Origin of the sequence: Schinkia azotoformans LMG 9581 (assembly GCF_000307855.1) — a bacterium.
Classification (GTDB): Bacteria; Bacillota; Bacilli; order Bacillales; family Bacillaceae_J; genus Schinkia; species Schinkia azotoformans.
The window spans coordinates 1-20200 of the sequence record NZ_AJLR01000037.1 but is presented as its reverse complement, the minus strand read 5'-3'; the positions used below and the strand labels follow the sequence as shown (position 1 = coordinate 20200).

23 protein-coding genes are annotated in these 20200 nt (G+C 37.5%); 1 reads left to right on the top strand and 22 read right to left on the bottom strand.

All coding sequences use genetic code 11. The annotated features are described in order from the left end of the window. The first annotated feature begins 139 nt into the window (after positions 1-139). Positions 140-859 carry a thermonuclease family protein gene (locus BAZO_RS03205; protein ID WP_003329827.1) on the top strand — a complete coding sequence of 240 codons (720 nt, stop codon included), beginning with the start codon at positions 140-142 and terminating at the stop codon, positions 857-859. A gap of 37 nt (positions 860-896) precedes the next feature. Here BAZO_RS03205 and BAZO_RS03200 read toward each other — a convergent pair whose 3' ends face one another. From BAZO_RS03200 to mltG, 22 genes are all read right to left on the bottom strand, one after another. Beyond that, positions 897-1424 carry a TlpA family protein disulfide reductase gene (locus BAZO_RS03200; RefSeq protein ID WP_235786690.1) on the bottom strand — a complete coding sequence of 176 codons (528 nt, stop codon included), beginning with the start codon at positions 1422-1424 and terminating at the stop codon, positions 897-899. A 9-nt stretch (positions 1425-1433) separates the two neighbouring features. Next, a complete protein-coding gene (locus BAZO_RS21530; protein WP_081585630.1) occupies positions 1434-1574 on the bottom strand; it encodes a CcmD family protein in 141 nt (46 codons plus the stop codon). Between the two features lie 24 nt (positions 1575-1598). Next, complete coding sequence (locus BAZO_RS03195) at positions 1599-2342, bottom strand: cytochrome c biogenesis protein (protein WP_003329825.1); 744 nt, start codon at positions 2340-2342, stop codon at positions 1599-1601. A gap of 3 nt (positions 2343-2345) precedes the next feature. After that, entirely contained in the window at positions 2346-3029 is a 684-nt protein-coding gene (locus BAZO_RS03190) for a heme exporter protein CcmB (RefSeq protein ID WP_003329824.1), read from the bottom strand. A gap of 2 nt (positions 3030-3031) precedes the next feature. After that, entirely contained in the window at positions 3032-3727 is a 696-nt protein-coding gene (gene ccmA / locus BAZO_RS03185) for a heme ABC exporter ATP-binding protein CcmA (protein WP_003329823.1), read from the bottom strand. 17 nt (positions 3728-3744) lie between these two features. Continuing rightward, positions 3745-4140 carry a hypothetical protein gene (locus BAZO_RS03180; RefSeq protein WP_003329822.1) on the bottom strand — a complete coding sequence of 132 codons (396 nt, stop codon included), beginning with the start codon at positions 4138-4140 and terminating at the stop codon, positions 3745-3747. After that, positions 4140-4523 (bottom strand): hypothetical protein, encoded by a 384-nt coding sequence (locus BAZO_RS03175; RefSeq protein WP_003329820.1) that lies wholly within the window; start codon positions 4521-4523, stop codon positions 4140-4142. Before BAZO_RS03175 ends, BAZO_RS03180 begins: the two co-directional genes overlap by 1 nt. 13 nt (positions 4524-4536) lie before the next feature. Further along, a complete protein-coding gene (locus BAZO_RS03170) occupies positions 4537-5016 on the bottom strand; it encodes a cytochrome c-type biogenesis protein CcmH (RefSeq protein ID WP_003329819.1) in 480 nt (159 codons plus the stop codon). A gap of 22 nt (positions 5017-5038) precedes the next feature. Next, on the bottom strand, positions 5039-7024 hold the full coding sequence (locus tag BAZO_RS03165; RefSeq protein ID WP_003329818.1) for a heme lyase CcmF/NrfE family subunit: 1986 nt from the start codon (positions 7022-7024) through the stop codon (positions 5039-5041). A 31-nt stretch (positions 7025-7055) separates the two neighbouring features. Beyond that, entirely contained in the window at positions 7056-7496 is a 441-nt protein-coding gene (locus BAZO_RS03160) for a cytochrome c maturation protein CcmE (protein WP_003329817.1), read from the bottom strand. Positions 7497-7509: 13 nt separating this feature from the next. Next, positions 7510-8496, bottom strand: a complete 987-nt coding sequence (locus BAZO_RS03155) for a hypothetical protein (RefSeq protein ID WP_003329816.1) — start codon at positions 8494-8496, stop codon at positions 7510-7512. A 309-nt stretch (positions 8497-8805) separates the two neighbouring features. Then, positions 8806-10263, bottom strand: coding sequence for an ammonia-forming cytochrome c nitrite reductase subunit c552 (locus BAZO_RS03150; protein WP_035193963.1), 1458 nt, complete (start codon positions 10261-10263; stop codon positions 8806-8808). 1 nt (position 10264) lies between these two features. Beyond that, complete coding sequence (locus tag BAZO_RS03145) at positions 10265-10780, bottom strand: cytochrome c3 family protein (RefSeq protein ID WP_003329814.1); 516 nt, start codon at positions 10778-10780, stop codon at positions 10265-10267. A 308-nt stretch (positions 10781-11088) separates the two neighbouring features. After that, a complete protein-coding gene (mtnN, locus tag BAZO_RS03140) occupies positions 11089-11793 on the bottom strand; it encodes a 5'-methylthioadenosine/S-adenosylhomocysteine nucleosidase (RefSeq protein ID WP_003329813.1) in 705 nt (234 codons plus the stop codon). Positions 11794-11821: 28 nt separating this feature from the next. Continuing rightward, positions 11822-12565, bottom strand: coding sequence for a YrrS family protein (locus BAZO_RS03135; protein ID WP_003329811.1), 744 nt, complete (start codon positions 12563-12565; stop codon positions 11822-11824). Positions 12566-12641: 76 nt separating this feature from the next. Then, a complete protein-coding gene (locus tag BAZO_RS03130; protein WP_003329810.1) occupies positions 12642-14396 on the bottom strand; it encodes a peptidoglycan D,D-transpeptidase FtsI family protein in 1755 nt (584 codons plus the stop codon). 57 nt (positions 14397-14453) lie between these two features. After that, positions 14454-14942 carry a transcription elongation factor GreA gene (gene greA, locus BAZO_RS03125; RefSeq protein WP_003329809.1) on the bottom strand — a complete coding sequence of 163 codons (489 nt, stop codon included), beginning with the start codon at positions 14940-14942 and terminating at the stop codon, positions 14454-14456. Positions 14943-15057: 115 nt separating this feature from the next. Continuing rightward, a complete protein-coding gene (gene udk / locus BAZO_RS03120; protein ID WP_003329808.1) occupies positions 15058-15690 on the bottom strand; it encodes a uridine kinase in 633 nt (210 codons plus the stop codon). Continuing rightward, positions 15690-16979 carry a peptidase U32 family protein gene (locus tag BAZO_RS03115; RefSeq protein ID WP_039956958.1) on the bottom strand — a complete coding sequence of 430 codons (1290 nt, stop codon included), beginning with the start codon at positions 16977-16979 and terminating at the stop codon, positions 15690-15692. The genes udk and BAZO_RS03115 overlap by 1 nt, the downstream gene beginning before the upstream one ends. 32 nt (positions 16980-17011) lie before the next feature. Further along, a complete protein-coding gene (locus tag BAZO_RS03110) occupies positions 17012-17941 on the bottom strand; it encodes a peptidase U32 family protein (protein ID WP_003329806.1) in 930 nt (309 codons plus the stop codon). A gap of 6 nt (positions 17942-17947) precedes the next feature. Further along, positions 17948-18589: an O-methyltransferase gene (locus BAZO_RS03105; protein WP_003329805.1), complete on the bottom strand. Its 642-nt coding sequence runs from the start codon at positions 18587-18589 to the stop codon at positions 17948-17950. Between the two features lie 228 nt (positions 18590-18817). Continuing rightward, complete coding sequence (mltG, locus tag BAZO_RS03100; RefSeq protein WP_003329804.1) at positions 18818-19957, bottom strand: endolytic transglycosylase MltG; 1140 nt, start codon at positions 19955-19957, stop codon at positions 18818-18820. Between the last annotated feature and the right edge of the window lie 243 nt (positions 19958-20200).

Here is a 20200-nt window from a genome sequence, read left to right as displayed (position 1 = left end):
ATCTCTCCTTTTCCATTTTCACTGTTATGTTTTCCCAATGATGCTACAATTACACATTACCATATTGGAATCATTATTTATGTGACATTTCTAGCAAACTTTACTAAAATGATAATAGTTATAAAATTGGGGGATTCATATGAAAGTTTTTAGATGTAAGAAATTCTTTGTAATTAATCTATGTATTTTACTAACTTCATTACTTGTTGGTTGCTCAGCAACTAGTGGTGTCGGAGAAAAGACGATCGTAACCAATGTCGTAGATGGCGATACCCTGGATGTGATGATAAATAATAAGGAAGAACGAATACGGCTGCTTTTAGTGGATACACCCGAGACGAAGCACCCTAGTAAGCCTGTGCAGCCTTTTGGTCCGGAGGCCTCCAAATTTACTAAAGATACATTAGAAGGAAAAGAAGTCACGGTTGAATTGGATGTTTCTGAGCGGGACAAATACGGACGTTTATTGGCCTATATTTGGATTGACGGGAAAATGTTTAATGAGATGCTGTTGGAAAAAGGTCTGGCACGTGTAGCCTATGTGTATGCTCCTAATACGAAATATGTTGATCAATTCTATGAAATTCAGAAAAAAGCGCAAAAACAAGGGATAGGAATCTGGAGTATTGAGAATTACGCAACTGAGGAAGGGTTTATAGAAGAGAAGGCTTCTATTAAAAAAGAGCCAAGTACCCCTACTAAGAATGGAGATTGCGTAATCAAAGGAAATATTAATTCAAAGGGTGAGAAAATCTACCATACACCTAGCTCCCGTTCGTATAATCAAACAAAACCTGAAATATGGTTCTGTACGGAAGAAGAAGCAATAGCTGCGGGATTTCGGGCACCAGTAAGATAAGGTAGATGAGAATCCTCATCTACCTTTCTATTTACTCCTAAAAGCCATTCATTTTAAGCGTTGCTATGATTGCTTTTAGATCCTCAGCTGTCGTTGGGCCGATAATTTTTTCACGAATTATTCCATTAGGGTCGATTATTAATGTTTCAGGCTGCCCTACAACATTGAACGTTTTTGAAATTTTGTCATCTCGATCTAATAAAAAAGTTGAAGTGGAATTCGCTTTTACCTTAAAATCCTGGACACGTTTTTTAGGTTCACCCCTGTCAATAATAAGAAGGGGGGCTTCACTTGCATAGCTCTGTTGGTATTTCTCTAGTTCTGGAGCCTCTTCAATACACGGATCACACCAGGTTGCAAAGAAGTTCACAACGACAAACTTCCCTTCGTAGTCTGAAAGTTTATGAATAGTACCGTCAAGATCTTCCAGTTCAAAATTATAAGCTTGATCCCCAACTTCAACAATATCTACTGCATTCATTCCTTTTGCCAAAAAGAAAAAGACAGCTGCAACAAAGACTAGTACAGATATTTGGATGACTCTTTTTTTATTCAAAGTAAGCACCCCTGTTCTCTACTTAGCTTCATTGACTTTTTTTAACTCTTCAATAAACTCTAGTTCTTTCACAATCTTGCCTTGCCGTTTTCCTAAAACTACGATATAAATCGCAATCAGTGCCCAAATAATTGTGTATGCCATGAATAAATAGTTCATTTTTTCATTACCTCCACTATAAGATTAAGAGACTTTGTCCATCAGTTTTTCTTGAACATGTTTTTTATATTTCTCAACTGCCAGCTTTGTTTTCTCAATATATACACCTTTTTGCAGCAATACGACATACAGCAACGTAATGACCCCTAATGTGAAAACAAGAGTAAATAACATTGGAGGTTCAATTCCACCACCTTGCTGTGTTGGTCCGTCTCCGAAAACGATTGGATGAAGTTTAGAATTCCACCAACGAATCGCCATAAATACAATGGGTACATCGATAAAACCAATAATTCCAAATACGGAAGCAAGTCTGGCCTTTTTCTCCCAGGCTCCATCCATATGACGAATAAGAATATACGCAATATAGATAAAGAAAAGAATTAACGTTGTTGTTAAACGCGGTTCCCAAGTCCACCATGTATTCCAAGCGCTGCGGCCCCAAATTGGTCCCGATGTCAGGACTATCGCTGTGAACACAACGCCAATTTCCGCGGAAATACCGGCAACGATATCATAAATTCTTTTCCGTTTTATTAAAAATAAAATACTGCAAACAAATACAACGCCAAAGGCTAAAAACGCCGTCCATGCTGATCCGACATGGAAGTAAAAGATTTTTTGAACAACACCCATTGTTTTTTCAACAGGTGACCACACAAATACTAGATAAAGGGCAATTGCCATTAATGGGATCAACGCATAGACTAAAATTTGATGCAATTTTGATTGCTTCGGTAACTCTATTTTTAACTCTTGAGCATTCATTCCTTACACCTCCAACACATATTCAAACAGGATAAAGCAAATGACAAAGAACACGAGGTCATAGGCTGCCATCAATTTCATCCACGAAAAAGCACTAGCGATATTTTCAAAGTTAATAAGAATAATTTTTGTAGCTTGTACAGCTCCAATTAATACAGGGCTTACGACCGGGAACAGGATGATTGGCAACAGCATTTCACTGCTCTTCGAGTTCGCTGATAACGCAGCTAAAAAAGTACCCACACTAATGAACCCAAACGTTCCTAGTAATAAAACAATGATTAACAAGCCAATATGCCCTAAAATTTTAAAATCAAATAAAATAAATAAAAGTGGAACCGCTACGATTTGAACTAAAATTACTAAAAGAAAATTAGATAAGAACTTACCAAGATAAACACTTGAAGGATCAACAGGTGCGACGATTAAACCATTTAGACTATCATTGGCCTGTTCTCCTAAAAAGGAGCGATTAAGTCCGAGAATCCCGGAAAAAATCGTAATTACCCAAATCATTCCCGGTATGACCACTTTGACCGTATTATTAGCCGGATCAAAGGCAAAACTAAACGTAACAATGACAAGTGCTGAAAAAATTAACATCGTACTGATGATTTGTTTTGTTTTCCACTCAGAATATAAATCTTTTGAGGTGATGACTAATGCTGTTTTTAAAATTTTGCCCATCTTTAGCCCACCTGCTCTACATATTTTTCATAAATCATATCAACATCAGGATTTGTTACTTTAAAATCATCGAGAATAACTCCATGCTTCATAATAACAATCCGATCACATGTTTCTACGGTTTGCGCAAAATCATGGGTAACCATTAGTATCGTCGAACCCTTTTCTTTCATTTTTAAAATTACATTATTTAATAGTGTAACAGCATGCTGATCGAGACCGGTATGGGGTTCATCTAATATTAATATTTCCGGATCATGAATGATCGCCCTCGCTATTGCCAGACGTTGAATCATACCACGAGAAAAGGAACGGATAGGTTCATGCATGAAATAAGTCAGCCCAACTTCACGAATCAAATCTTTTGCCTTTACTTCACAGTTTTCAACATTATATAATTTCCCAAAGAATTTTAAATTCTCAAGCGGTGAAAAATGGTCATATAAGTAACTATTATGTGCTAAAAACCCTATTCTTTTTTTTGTTTCAAGCGGGTTATCCTTGATTTTTTGACCTTCAATTTTAACAGTACCTGAAGAGGGTTTCATTAACCCGCCGATAATTTTCAGAATCGTGCTCTTCCCAGCGCCATTAGGGCCCAAGATGCCGACGGTATCCCCTTTGTCAACCTGGAGGCTGACATTACGCAGAATTGTCTTTTCGCCGATAGTTTTATTTAATTCTTTAATTACAATCAATGTTCAGCCCTCCCCAGTTAGTCCGTAAATTGTTTCAGATCAAGCTTTACTTCTATTAAATGCTGTTTACAAGCATTAATTTTCTTTTCAAATTCTAATTCATCAATTTTTCCTGCCTCAAACGTTTCTTCTAACTCTACCATTTTGTTTAAGAGAGCCGTTCTTTTTGTTAGTAACTGCTGGAATCTGCCCTCTTCACTATCTATTAACATTTGTTCTTCTAATCTCGCTTTTTTTACTACGAAAGCGAAATAATAATAAATCCAAGCTATTAATAACACTGCAAAAATAACCATCAAAACATGCGGGTTGAAGTCTCTTAACGGGGATTCATACCACATTCTTATAAGTCCTGGATTATGGAAGGAAGGAGCTGTATTCGTAATGGTTGATTGAGCGAGTAGTAAGAACATTACGATTTCATCCTCCTTTCTTGACGAAGCGAAGCTAATTCTGCATCAATTTCAGCTTCAATTTTTTTGATAGTATCAGCTGTGCTTTCCTTATGCTTAATACTCTTTCTTCCAAGTTCATTTTCATTTTTGATAATCGTCGCTACCTCAAGCTCATAAGCCTTCTTCATATTTTGATAGTCATCAAAAGAAAGCTTGTTCATCTTATAATCCATTTCAATTTCATTAAGTGTTGCATATAACTCTTCTTTTTTTATTTTGTCATCTACAAATACTGTTGCTTTATATACGGACGATGCCTTCTTAGCCGTAAAAGGCATCCATATAAAATATAAACACCCAATTACCAGCATGATACTGGCGATAATTGAAATTAGATCCATCTTCGTTCACTTCCTAAAAGTACTTTTTCCGTTCTTCTTCGATCACTGATAGTAAAATCTCATTTTCTGTCTCATCTAACGTCGATGGTTTTATTTTTTCAGTTGGCAATGAATTTCGTTTTTTAACCCATTTTTGGATTAGAACATAAACTAACAAGGCTGCTGCTATTAATATGAGAAAAGGTGTAATCCAAGCGGTTAAGCTAAAACCGCTTTTTAAAGGAGCCTTCAACGCTTCTTCACCCATCTGGTCTACGTAATAAGCTAATATTTCATCTTTATTCATACCCTTTTGCATCATTTCGGCAACTTCTTTGTAATAAAGCTGTTTTACATTACACGTTGCTAAATCATCATTCCCGTGGCCTTCCATGTCGAGCATTTGAACCACCGCCTGAAAGTCTTTGCGGCTGTAATCAAAGTCGTCTGCAGCTAGGGAATGATTTGAAATGAAAAGGATAGGTAGTAATAGTACAAGTATTAATTTCCTCATAAGGATGCCCCCTTCCAACAATCTATGAGACCTTGCGCTCTGCCCCAGTGTATCTTGGTGTAATTTGATTATATTTTCCGCCCCAAATTGCAAACAGAGTACCAATAATAACAACAATTCCACCAGTCCAAATCCATTTCACTAATGGATTGATACGAACTACAAAGGTGGCACGCTTGTCAGCCTCCCAGGTGCTTAGAACTGTGTAAAGGTCTTCTTCCCAACTTGACAATAGTCCAACCCGGGTTGAAGGGGGCTGATTGTTATTTCCGAAGAAAATCTTCTCCGGGATCACTTTCCCAAGCTTTTTACCATCCTTTTCAACTGAAAGGACTGCATACACAACATCATTCATACCTTCCCGCTTTTGTCCCAATTCTTCATAAGTGACTTTAAAGTTTTCAAGCTGAATCGTTTCACCGATTGCCACTGTTTTCATTGTTTCAACATCAAAGTTTTGTGAACCAATAATCCCAATCGCCATTAAAGCGATTCCGAAATGAACGGTATATCCGCCATATCGACGTCTATTCTTCGTCATTAAGCGAACCAATGCAACCGGGTAGGCTTCCTTCGTAACAGATCTTCTTGCCCTGACACCACGATAGATTTCTAGAAGATGTGTCAGTAACATAAAGGACACGATACCAAATGAAACCAACGGATAGGCTCCACGAATACCGAAGACGAATAAGATAACGGCAACGATTATACTTAATAAGGCAGGAACCACGAAATTCTTTTGTAAGTTTTTCACGGTTGACTTTTGCCATGCAATCAATGGACAAACAGCCATTACAAACATTAACCCTAACAATATCGGTGACATAACCGTATTAAAAAATGGGATTCCTACGGTTACTTTCGTTCCTTTTACTGCTTCGGACACAAGTGGGAATATCGTTCCCCAAAAGACGGCAAAGGTAGCACCAACCAAGATTAAGTTATTAATTAAGAAGCTGCTTTCCTTCGATAAGAAGGATTCAAATTGTCCGCTGTCCTTTTTTAATAGCTGATAGCGGCTCATCATCACATACATAGCAAATATAACGGCAAATGCCATAAAGATTAAGAAATACGTTCCAAGATTGGAATCCCCAAATGCATGGACTGACGTTAACACTCCACTTCTTACGAGGAATGTTCCAAATAATGTTAATGAGTAGGATAAAATAATTAAGCTTAAATTCCATACCTTTAGCATTTGCTTACGTTCTTGGATCATCACTGAATGTAAAAACGCCGTTACTGTTAACCATGGCATAAAAGAAGCATTTTCAACCGGGTCCCAAGCCCAATAGCCGCCCCAGCCTAATTCCAAGTAAGCCCACCAGCCGCCAATGACGTTGCCTAGCGTTAAAAATAGCCAAGCTAAAAGCGTCCAACGTCTAGTCATCCGAATCCAAAATGAATCAACATTCTTTAACATAAGGGCCGCAATCGCAAACGCAAATGGAACAGCCATACCAACATACCCTAAATACAGGGTTACCGGATGAAGAATCATCCCTGGGTCCTGAAGCATTGGGTTTAATCCGTTACCCTCTCTGGGAATGACTTCATTTAATTCAAAAGGTTTTGCTGTCGTTGCCAGTAAAAAGTAAAAGAATATTGTATTTCCTAGTAGAATGGATGAAATATAGGGAACCATCGGATTTGCTTTCATCTTCTTAGAGAAAATGACCATCGCGTTATACATCGTTAAGAAGAACGTCCATAGTAAAAGCGATCCGGCATTTCCCGCCCATAAGGCACAAAGCTTATAGATTAGGGCAAGGTCTGAGCTCGTATAGGTTGAAACATATTTAAACTGGTACTGGTCTGTTCCTAGTGCTAAGAATAATAGTGTCATTAAAATGCTAGAGATAAAGAACATCATCAATACACTATTTTTCCCGCTGTTGATCCAGGATTGATTTTGCTTACGAATACCAATAATAAAAGCGATTAAGGCGTAGATCGAAATAACAAGTCCTAAATAGATCGTTACCGTTCCTATGATGTACATTTATTACTGCTCCTTCTGTCTGACTATATTCTTACTTTGTTTCAGTCAGCTTTTGATGTGTTTCTAGGTCATAGTTACCTGCATCTTCTCCTTCATATTTTGAAGGACATTTTGTTTGTACTTTTTCAGCAGTGAATGAGCCATCTTTATTTACAAAGCCTTCGATGATGACAATAACCCCCTCTGTGAAATTGTCCGGTTTCACACCGGTATGCTGAACGTGTAATACATTTCCTTTATCGTCTTTAATATCAAAACGCAAATCAATTTTGTCTGCATCCCATGTAATCGTATCTTCGATTAAATTCCCTTGGGTCATCACATAGCGGTCTTCATATTTCAGCGGCTCCTTAATAAACTCTTCAAGGGTCAGCTCCGTCCCGCTCGAACCAGGTGTAGCGGCGATAAGAAGGATTACTATACCGATAAAAATTGCACTAAAACCCATTAACATTTTCGTATTCTTTTTCAATACTTTTCACTCCTTATTTAGTCTTAGATAGCTTTTCCATATATTCTTTTTCACCGATTTTCCCTTCAGCAAGCAGTTTCCTTAGTTCTTTTTTATCGGCAATGGAAGGATTATTTACTTTCGTATTCCTTTGCTTTCTTTTTTTCATAAACATGACTACAAATAAAATAGCGATAATGAGGATTAATGCTATTCCAACTATTAATTCTGCATTGAATACTCCTTTAGCAGTCGTTTCGCTTTTAGCTTGGATTTGTTCCTCATTGAGTGCTTCTGTTAATTCACTATGCTCTGATGTGATTTGTTCAACCTTTTCAACAGTTGTCACATCATCGACTTTCACATACGAAAAACTGTATTGCTTCTCATCCCCTGTTTTGACATTTTTATATTCATATAAATGCATCTTAACGCCCATCGTATCGGTAGCTTGTTTTTGACTGGCTGGCGTTGCCGTTAAGCTTTCTGTTCCAAGTGGTTCGAACAGCATAAGATTCATTAAGTCCGCATCCGCAATTGCCGAGTAAGAGTAGGAAAACTCTTTTTGTTCATTTGTAACCTTTATTGGTGTATAGAAGTACTCAAGCATAAATTTCAAAGTGGCCCCAGGCTGAACAGCTTCCGGGAATTGGAGAGTGATAGATTCTTCATCCTCATTTAGCTTGTACTTTATTTCTTTAACCGTTTCCTCTGTATCTGAAGTTTGAACAGCCGCTAGACTTACGACAAAATTCTTTTCTTTTGCCGGAACCCGCACTGTTACACTTTTTATTTCATCTTTAGATTGATTCATTATTTTTCCATGAAAACCGATTAATAGATTGGGATCGGTTATGTCCTCATCCGGATGCAGATTGTATTCTGGCATAAGCACGATTGTCAGTTCTTCAAATTTGAATTGATTCATTTCCGCTTTCGGTTCATCTGGGCTCATGAACCAGATGAAACTAAAAGTAAAAGCTATAACAATTAATAATCCATTATGTAAAAAGTGCTTCATAAAAGGCACCCCTTCTTTTCGAAAATAAATGAAGTTATTATTCTAATAAATCTACAATGATTGTATTAGAAAACTTAGGTTAATAACATAAGCACAGAACTATTGTCAAAATTCATACATATAATAATTCATAAAATCGTTACATCAGTCCGTGATAAATTTCATGGACAAACATTCTTTTACGTTGTATTTTAGGTTGTTTTTTTATATACTAAAATTATCAAAAAGTTCTATTAACAAAAAATAGTTCTCAATAAGAAAGCATCGTACATCCATGAATGATGCACGATGCCTCTGAACAAATATTACTTATTTTTTAGCTGGTGCAGCAGGTGGCTGTTGAGCTGGGAAGAAAGTATTTGTTGCATGATCTTTCTTCTTAAAGTTATCAGTTTCAGCTAATACTGCTTTTGTTGCTTTTTCGATTTCAGCTTTAAGCTCGTCAACATTAACACCAAGCTTAACTAGCTCTTCAGTTGCTAGAATAATAGCTTCACTTGAATATTCAGATGACATTTTTAGTGAATCCATTGCACCTTGCGGGTTATGGAAACCAGTTGAATTTTCTGCAGCGATAATATCCCAGAACCATTGAGCTTTACGTACTAATTCTTGAGCTTCTGCAATTTTTGCTGCAGGTGCTTTTGCAGTAATCATCTTATTTACATAATAATGTGATGAAACAGAAATTTCTTCTGCTTTATCTAGTGCGTCTTTATGTGTATCTTGGATTGACTCTACATTGTTCTTTAGTTCTTCGGCTGTCTTGTCAGCATGACAAGTACGGCATGATGCTTCTATATTTTTAAGTGGTGAAGTCCAGTTATGAGAAGAAACTTTCTTCTTACCGTCTGAACGCTCATAAGGCATGTGACAATCTGCACAAGAAACACCGTTTTTACCATGTGTACCTGTTGACACAGTTTCAAACTCAGGATGCTGTGCTTTTAACATTGGTGCGCCTGAAATATTATGCTGCCAATCAGATTTAAAACCTTGGTCTTTGGCAACTGTTTCATAGTATTCATACATTTCTTCCGGCTTGAAACCATTTGCCCATGGGAATACTACTTCTTTCTTTTCTGGCTCAAAGTAATATTCTACATGACATTGTGCACATACATATGTACGCATTTGATTTTTTGTTGGATTTGAAATATCAATTCCTTGTGATTCCATTGCTTTAGCAAAACTTGGACGCGTTACTCTTAATTCCATTGTTTGAGGGTCATGACAGTCAGAACATCCAATTGGAGAGTGACCCATTTCTTTTGCTGCAGGTAACACTTCAGCACGGAAATTAGCTCCCCAATACTTGTCACCCATGTTTTCTTCTTTTAATAATTGTGGTACCGCTGTTGATTTACAAGTTAAACAAGAACCAAATGATTTGTCGTTAATACGAGCAATTTTTTCGATATCTTCATTAGCATAAACGTGACCGCGGTCTTCATTATACTCTAGTGCAAATCCGTAACCATTAAATAAAATTGGTAATAAAGGCTCTTTACTTTGATCAAATTTAGAAGTCGGTACTGAACCGCCATATTTTGTGTCTGACATATCCTTCGTTGCATTAAAACTTTCATATTGAAGTGGGAATAAATCTTTAAATGCTTCATTGCTGATTGTATCGGCCGGCAAACCTGTATCAATCGGCTCTGAAGCACTACCATTCTTGGTATCTTTTGCTCCACATGCAGCCATAATTGCCAGTGCAAAAATTGCAACCACAGCTAAGAGTAGAGCGCGCTTCAAGCTATTCATGTTATACTCCATCCTCTCTTCCGCTTATATCGTATTCACCCGGTTTAAAAAACTCATCATTTTTATACTTGTTTTTCTTACCGTGAGGCACTTGTCTGTGACAGTCTATACAATTTTCTTTTGCATCATGTTTGACTGTCTTAATCGTATTTTCGTGACAGCTAATACAGTTTTCTTGAACGACATCTGTTGTAGCCTGTTTCGCATGAATAACATCAGGAATTTCATCGACATTAAATGTATTCATGTAAAAATCATGGGCACCAGCTTTTGCTTTAAACATATACTTGCTTACGATACTGTCTGTTGGTGCATGACATTGATTACAGGTTAGGTCCGCATGAACAGAATCGTTAAAACTACTATATGCCGTCTCCATTGGGTGACAGGTTGCACAAAAATCAGCAGAATCGGTATAATGCAGAGCCTGTGCACTTGCTGCAGCAAAAACGATACCGATAAACAACCCGATGAATACCCATAATTTCTTATCAATTGCCTTGATTTTTTCTAGCATATGCTTTTCACTCCTTTCCTCAATTAATAATTGTGAAATAATAAACATTACTTCAAAATAACAATAGCATTACTTTTGATTAGTAAAAGAAACCAATTGTATCAATAATTTGAATAAAATAAGGCAAAGTTTTGACAATCAAAATGTATCTTAAAATATCCCATAATAATAATTTTCTACTATTATGAGAGTAATAATCTCTTATGGTATAGTAATGAATTTTATGTGAACATTAGCTTTTCTGCAAATTAAAAAGAGTGCGAAGATTGATCCCTCAAAGGGAGGTCCTCACACTCTTTTACAATTTGTTACCTTTCCTGTTCAAATTCACTAACAATATTTAAAATTAATGTTGCAGAATGCAGTGCTGCTTTTTCAAGAAATTTATCAAATGATACATCGGAGTCCTTCCCAGCAATGTCAGATAGTGCCCGGATGATCACAAATGGAACATTAAATAAATGACAGACTTGGGCTATGGCCGCGGCCTCCATTTCAACCGCATATACATCCGTAAACTTCCCGCGAACAAAATCAACTCTTACGGGATCGTCCATGAAAGAATCTCCAGTTACAATCAATCCTTTAGCTACCTTGATATCAGTAATCCCAGCTGCTGCTTTTTCCGCTTTTTCAATTAAACGTACATCTGGAGTGAAGCCAGGGGGCATTTGCGGAACTTGCCCATACTCATATCCAAAGACGGTTACATCTACATCATGATGTCTAACATCTGTTGAAATTACGATGTCACCAACATTCAATTCAGTATGATATCCTCCTGCCGAGCCTGTATTTAATACATAATCAGGTTTGAAATGATCAAGTAATAATGTTGTACCAACGGCCGCATTTACTTTTCCAATTCCTGATTTTAACAAAACGACATTGATATTATTAATTTTTCCGATTGAAAATTCACTTTTCCCAATCGTCAAGTCTTCCCTATTTTGTATCTTCTCTTTTAAAATAGCTACTTCTTCATCCATTGCTCCAATAATACCAATCTTCATCTAAGCTTTGCCTCTTTTCTACGTCTAATTATCTGTTTTTAGTTGTTTCAGTGCTCGTTGCTGATTCTGTTCCGGGTTGATGATCGTTCCCCTCTACTTCTTCCACCTTAACAGGTTTCCAGCCTGAGCCATTCACCCATTCAAGCTGAACACGATAATAGGTTCCTTTGTCTTTTGTACTTACTGTAGAAATCGCTTTATTAGAAGCACCACCGTTCCCCATCCACCATACGATCATATTATCATTTGATAGACCTGTTGCAGAGCTGACAGCTTGGGTCATTTCCTCCCAATCCTGTGATCCTTTTGTAAAATCCGTAACATGTTCGCCTTCCTGCTCTGTTCCAACTGGTTCCCAGTCCTTCTTAATAGAACCGACTACCGTTGATTCCCGATCCTCTGATTTAGTAGAGTCTGAAGCAGCATCATGTTTTTCATCTTTACTAGTTACCTGTTTATTAGGAGAAACTTTTTCTGTTATATTTTCATTATGGGCTGCCTCATTATTGTCTGCAGTTAGAGTATCATCATCTGTTTCGGCGTCATCAGCAACTTCGTCGATCGTGTCATCTACAGCTTGTTCTGTTTCATTTGGCTCTTCAAGGGCTACATTCGCCTGTTCAGAATCCCCTGAAAAAATATTAATGATACCGATGATTAGTACAATACCTAAAATAGCAGCAATACTTGTAATGATTAATTTAATCTTTCGTTTTTTTGCCCTGTTTTGAAAACGCGGGCCTTCATATAAATCCTTGAAATCGTATTTCATACTCTGTCCCCCACTTTTAAGTCAAATGTATATCACCTCGTATTCTACCATTATTTTGTATCACCTAAAAGTAATTTCACTTTTTTGTATCCCATTCATATAGTTTTTTAATGACTATTTCGACTATGTCATTTGTTTTCGCTTCTGATTCTTTTACATCCAAATCGACAACTACTAATGCATATTTGGGCTGTTCAACCGGAAAATAGGCTGCAAACCATTTGTTAACTAACCCATTCCGTCCCGTTTCAGCTGTTCCGGATTTACCAGCGACAGTGTATGGCAAGGTTTTAAAACGCTCCCCTGTGCCGGATTGTACAACACTTTTAAGCAGGTTTTGGAGCTGCTCGGATGTGTAGGAGGAAAGCCCCTCCCCCTGAAGAGTTTGTTTCGGAAATGCAAATAATGTAGTTCCATTTTTATATTGAACTTCAGATACTGCTCTTACTTGTTTTTTTTGCCCTCCTCTGGCGATGGTAGCCATCATATTGGCAACTGCCAAAGGACTTACCCGAACCTCCTTTTGCCCGATCGCTGTTTGATTGATAGCCTTCTTTACATTTTTGTCTTTTTCATCCCCCCATACTCGGCCTACACGCTCTTCTGGAAATTGCATGAAGTGATTAAAATGGAAAACATCCCCATGCCAACCAACCCGACTAATAAGACCAAGTTTTTCAGCATAATCCTCCATATACGTAGGGTTCTGAACAGTGATCTCTTCAGCTAACTTGGCAAATGTATAATTACAGCTTTGGGCAAAGCTTTCCTCGAAATTCAAGGATCCCAGTTCTCGATCGGTACGGACTTCACCGTACAAATTCAAATTACAATTAAACCTTCTTCCCCGAATCTTCGCATCATTTTCTAAGACGGCAGCAGCTGTTACGATTTTAAATACAGAACCAGGTATTTGCGGCTGTATCATTTCGTTCACTCCACCCGCATCTGCAAATGGATTTTCTTCGTTCATCTGGGGTCTGCTGACAATAGCTAAAACATCACTTGTTTCAACATCTAATAATACTAACCCGCCCTTTTTCATTCCCATATTGTCAATCGCTTGTTCTGCAATAACTTGAAGTGGTTTGTTTAAAGTCGTTTTTATTGATGTTGGGTAATATGGGTTAGCCGGTGCTGTATATTTAACCTCAAGCCCGAATAAAGGGCCCCCTAACTGATCGACATGGTACAGCAGCTTCGATTCACCTTCTGGAAGGAGGAATTCATCGAAAGCCCGCTCAAGTCCAGTTATACCAATCTCTGTATCTGCTGAAACAAGGCCAATCTCTAATTTTTCTTTATACCTTTTTTCGATCAGTTCTTTATTTTGGCGGACCAAGCCGATTAAGTGCCGCGCTACGATTTGATTCGTATAAACCTGTTGGTATAATGCAAACACCCCTGGAATTTTCAAGTCATTAATCTGCTTCTGCTGTTCTTCCGTTAATTTAATTGGATGCTTTCCTCCATAGGCAAATGGAGCTTTGGCTTGATTAACCTCAGCCAATAAATACTGTTCAGGAATTCCGCTTATTTTTGCTATTTTCGCGGATGGCCAGTCCATATCTTTTAAAAACGGAAATAGGACGAGGCTTGGGTAATAGTCATTTGTAATCGCCTCGCCATTTCGATCTGTAAATCGGCCTCTTCCATCATCTAATACAATCGATTGCGTCCTTTGCTTAATACTTGCTTCAATTAAGTTAACATGGTGTTTTGAAAAAGATTCAGTTTGAATAAGCTGTATTTGCGCCAGCCTTCCAATCAAGCCCATAAAAATAATCATTATTATGGTAATGATAGATATTGCTCTTCTTTTTATTTTCATAAAAAAACACCTCATCATCATTTTTGACGAGGTGTAAATTATTAAACATTGAATAGATTATTTTACATCTTTAATTCGAACTTTTATTTCGCCGCCAGGTGTTTGAACTACGACTTCATCACCTACATGGCGTCCTAAAAGGCTCACAGCCATTGGAGAATCGTTTGAAATTTTTCCTTCAAACGGATCTGCTTCTGCACTACCAACAATGGTATATTCCTCCGCTTCATCTTCACTGCCATCAGACATAATTTCTGCAAAAATTACTTTTTTGCCTAATGTTACAGTTGTTGAATTTTCCCCATCTGACTCAATGATGACAGCATTACGAATCATTTTTTCTAATGTTGCAATTCGTGATTCTACAAATGCTTGTTCATCCTTTGCAGCATCATACTCGGAGTTCTCTGATAAATCTCCAAAGCCTCTGGCAATTTTAATGCGCTCAACAACTTCTTTTCTTTTTTCTGACTTTAAATATTCCAATTCCTTAATTAATTTCTCTTTTCCTTCTTCAGTCATATAATAGCTTTTTTCTTCTGCCATATCCCTTCGCTCCTTTAATTCCTTTATTAATCATTATGTACTTCGTAAAAGTATAGTAATTCTATAAAGCCCCCATAACTTTATACAACAGTAAAGGTATACTTTTAATATCCTATTACAAATTTTCCATTTCATCAACAATTGTTTGGATTTTTGTTACCAATAAATCGATGGCAACATCATTCTGGCCACCTTCTGGTATGATTAAATTGGCATATCTTTTGGTCGGTTCAATGAATTGCAAATGCATCGGCCTGACAACGCTTACATACTGCTCAATAACGGAATCAATCGTCCGACCACGTTCTTTTATATCGCGGAGTATTCTGCGAATGATCCGAATATCAGCATCTGTATCAACAAAAACCTTAATATCCATAAGATCACGTAATCGTTTATCTTCTAGGATGAGTATCCCTTCCAATATAATCACGTTTTTCGGTAGGACCAGAATCGTCTCACTTGACCTAGTATGAAGACTGTAATCGTAAACAGGCTTCTCAATTTGTTCATAATTGAGAAGCTGTTTAACATGTGTAATGAACAGATCATTATCAAATGCAAGTGGATGATCATAATTCGTTGTCAATCTTTCTTCAAATGGGATATACCTTTGGTCTTTATAATAATAGTCCTGTTCAAGCACTAATATGTTTTCATTTGAAAATTTTTCATAAATAGCTCTCGTTACGGATGTTTTTCCAGAACCAGAGCCGCCAGCTATACCAATGACGATTGGCTTTTTCATTAGATCTCCTTTCGCATCATGTTGTAACGGAACACCGGCTGGTCCACTTTAAAAGTCACGATTTGTAAAGGATGTCGTGCGGCATCAAGCTCATTTCCTTCCTCATCCCAAATCTTATCAATAACCATTTTAAAATTCTCAAGTTCCGGACCAAAAAATTCTACTTCATTTCCTGGTTTAAAGTGATTCCGTTGCTGTAAAGTCACCATTTGTGTGTCAGGATTATAGTCTAATACCATTCCAACAAAATCATAGGTTGTCTTTTTGCTATGATTTCCAAACAATTGCTCTTTATACCCGGGCACCCCTTCAAAAAACGCAGGTGCTGTCTCACGGTTTGCACATTTATCAAGTTCTTCCAGCCACTCTTGTTTAATCGTAAAATGATCCGGGTCAGCACAATAGGCATCAATTACTTTACGATAAACACTGACAACCGTTGCAATATAGTGAATCGACTTCATTCTTCCTTCTATTTTTAGACTATCAACACCAAGTTCAATTAACATAGGAATCGATGAGACTAAATTTAAATCCTTTGCACTCATTGCAAAAGCCGGATCTGTGTCCACAAATTGTGGCACATCCACTAAATTCCCCTCATTCGTTTCCAGTTTATACAAATCATAGTCCCAACGGCATGATTGACAGCAGCCGCCTCGATTGGAGTCTCGGGCAGTCATATGATTACTTAACGTACATCGGCCGGAATAAGCGATACACATAGCCCCGTGAATAAATGTTTCAACCTCAATATCTACTTTCTCCTTAATTTCTCTAACTTCTTCAGCACTAGTTTCACGAGCCAATACAACCCGTTCAAGACCTTCTTCTTTCCAAAACTGGGCTGCTTTCCAGTTAGATAAGGATTGCTGTGTACTTAAATGGGTCTCGAGCTTCGGTGCTACCCGCTTACTTGTTTCGATAATAAGTGGGTCAGCAACGATGATACCGGCAACACCAGCACTCTCAACCCCCTTTAAATACTCTTCCAATCCGGGAATATTTTCGTTGTGGGCAATAATATTCGTTGTAACATATATTTTTGCTCCGTATTTATTTGCAAATTGAACCCCTTCGGCCATTTCTTCATGGGAAAAATTATCAGCGTTTGAGCGTAAGCCATATTCTTGTCCGCCAATAAAAACAGCATCTGCACCATAATGAACGGCAATTTTTAACTTTTCTAGGTTGCCGGCTGGAGCAAGGAGCTCAGGCTTTTTAACGATGACACGCTTGCCGTCGATGATTTTTGATATTTTATCAGCTGTAATTGCCACTCTGAACATTCCTTTCTTTTAAAAACGTAACACGGTTCATCCTAGTAAACAGTTTCCTTATAGAAGAAGCCTGTATCTAATGGACGATTGGGCGGCTGGATTGCTTCTATATCAGCTACCAATTGATCTTTTATTTTCTCATATTGATCTCGGGTCTCGACACATAAATCAATGGCCTTGCGATACTTTTTCGTAACTTCAACAATATACTCTGATGATTTTAGTAAGCCTTCAATTTTAAAACTATCAATGCCCGCGTCTATCAATTCCTCAAGTTCATCGATGATACAGATATCATTCGGACTCATGATATGTGTTCCATTCTCGTCTTCAAAGATTGGATATTTATTATCACGTTCTTTATCGTGAAGGTACATTTGATCCTGCCCGGAGCGGTTTTCTATCTTCATACTCTTTCCTTGGAACTCATAATAGTTGCCAATTAATGACCGTTTTGATTGAAACATCGATGTCATCCCATGCACCTGGATTTCAATTTCAACTTCTGCATTTTCTTTTATTTCAACAATAGCATCCATGTTAAGTTCACGTGCTAAAACAGAGCGTTGTGCCCCTTTACGGCCCCAATAATTACATGTGTAATAGTTTGTTGCGAGCGTTTCTGTACTCCAATGCAGTTTCATTTCCGGTGCAACTTCTCGTACTATCATCAACACAGCCGGATCGCCAAATACAATTGCATCGGCCTTTGAATCACTTACAAACTTAATGTAATCCTTCAATTCTTCAATTTTCTCATTATGGAAAATAGCATTAACTGCAACATAAGCTTTTAAATTGTTTTTATGAGCCAACTCTATCGCAGCTTGCAAATCCTCTCTATTAAATTCCCCTGCTAAGCGTAAACCATAGCGCTCTTCGCCGATCATGACAGCATCCGCTCCAGCTTCAGCTAGTAGTTCAATATCCTCTACACTTGTCGGTGTTACTAAAATTTCCGGTTTTTTCATTTTTCTTCACCTCTTACGGCTAATGGCAATACCATCACCAACAGTCAATATTGTTGTATCGAATTCGGGATGATTCATTAACCATTTGTTATATCCTTTTATCTTTTCAACTAAACTTTTATGTCGTCGATCCTCAATATTATTTTTTGCAACTAAACCTCTGAATAAAATATTATCGGAAAAAACAACACCATTTTGACTAAGCATTGGGCTATATAATTCAAAGAAACGAGTATATTGCCCCTTTGCAGCATCTATAAAAATACTATCAAACGGACCATTTTGGCCAATCTGTTCACCTGTTTCAAGTGCATCCCCGAAGATCACGGTTATTCGCTCTTGTAATTGCATTTTTTCGATATTTTCGATCGCTTTATCATAACGGTTTTTATCGCGCTCAATCGTTACAATACGTACATTAGGCAATACTTTTGCCATCCGGATTGCCGAATAACCAATGGCCGTTCCAACCTCGAGAATGGACTTCGGTTGTACAAGTCTTAAAAACTGAAGCATCGCTTCAATTCCAACAAGTTCCATAATTGGAACACCATGCTCCCCGGCATATTTTTCTATTTCTACTATGGCAGGTTCTCGATTAGGAACCAGGCTCTCTATATATTCAGTTACATCACTAGGGACGAACAAGTATGAAGACCTCCTACTACAAAATCAAATGCGCCTTGGCGTATTTGCGCCCCGCGGATATTTTCGAGCTGGCATGCTCGAAAAACTACCTTTGAAAATCTGAGGCATCCGCCGGAGGCTTTAACTTTATTCTGCTGAATAAAGTTAAATGCCTCAGGATATTTTATCACAACAAGAGGGGGGAATGCTAATTGAACAGCTTACACGCCCAATTCACATTCCCCAATCTTATGATTTTTTAAATTCATCCCACTCATGCTTATACTTATTCTTAATATTATTATGTTCATTTAATGTTGTTGTGAAGATCGTTTCACCGTTAGGACGTGAATAAAAATACAAATATTTACCACCCGCAGGATTTACTGCAGCTGCCATCGATATTTCACCCGGGCTTGCAATTGGCCCTGGTGGCAAACCAGAATTTTTATACGTATTATACGGTGAGTCTACTTCTAAGTCATCGTAGGTGATTCCAACTTGGTGCTTGCCCATAGAGTACAAGACAGTTGGGTCTGTTTGTAGAGGCATATTCTTGTTAATACGATTATAGAAAACAGCAGAAATCTTTTCACGGTCCCCTTTTTCGGTTGCTTCCTCTTCAATTAAAGAAGCCATCGTCATAAACTCATGAACGGAAAGATCTTTTTCTTCTATTTGACCTAAATAAGAGGATACAATATCTTCTGTTTTTGAAAGCATATCTTCTATGATATTTTCTAATTTCGGATCGTCCTCATAATATTCAAACGTTGCCGGAAATAGATAGCCCTCTAATGGGTGACGTATCTTAGCATTTAAAATATCATCTGATAAAATCGCTGGATACTTTTTAATTAAGCTTTTAATATATTGTTTGTCATCAAGTTTTTTGATGATCTCAGCCTCTGAATAATTTGTCTTCTTCGAGATGATTGTTGCAATTTCTTCAAGCTGCTTTCCTTCTGGAATTGTAATTGTAAAAACAGGTTCTTTCATAACCTTACCTGTCTTTAAATGAGCAATAATATCACCAAATTCCATCGATGGACTTAAATTATAATCGCCTGCTTGAAATCCCGATTCATTTTTAAATTTCACATAATAGCGAAAGACTGTACTATTTTTAATAATGCCGTTTTCTTCAAGGGTATTCGCGATACCTCTTACGGACGAACCAATTGGTATTGTCACTTTTGTTTCTGACTTGTCGGTTGCATCAACCGGCTCTAACGCTGATTTTATATAAAAGTATCCAAAAATTGCTGTTCCAATTATTATTAGTGCAACAATTGTAAAAATAGTAGCTACTATTTTGCGAACTAAGCGTGCTTCCTGCTCTCGTTCTGAAAGTTTTACTTTGGAATCTTTTTCTTTTGTTCTACCCAAAAATGCCCCTCCTCCCTATCCGTATTATTATACTATATATACAACAAATTTCGAGTAATTTTTTGTGAAAACGCATATTTGTGCAGAAATTTGAAATGTCTCGACTATTAAGATGAATATCAGGGAATTATCTGCTATCAAACCGTGGTGGGACTCTGTTTGGTGAGGATAAATCTTTGTTATCTATTATCAAACGGGCTGCGAACTCTGTTTGGTGAGGATTAATCTATGTTATCTATTATC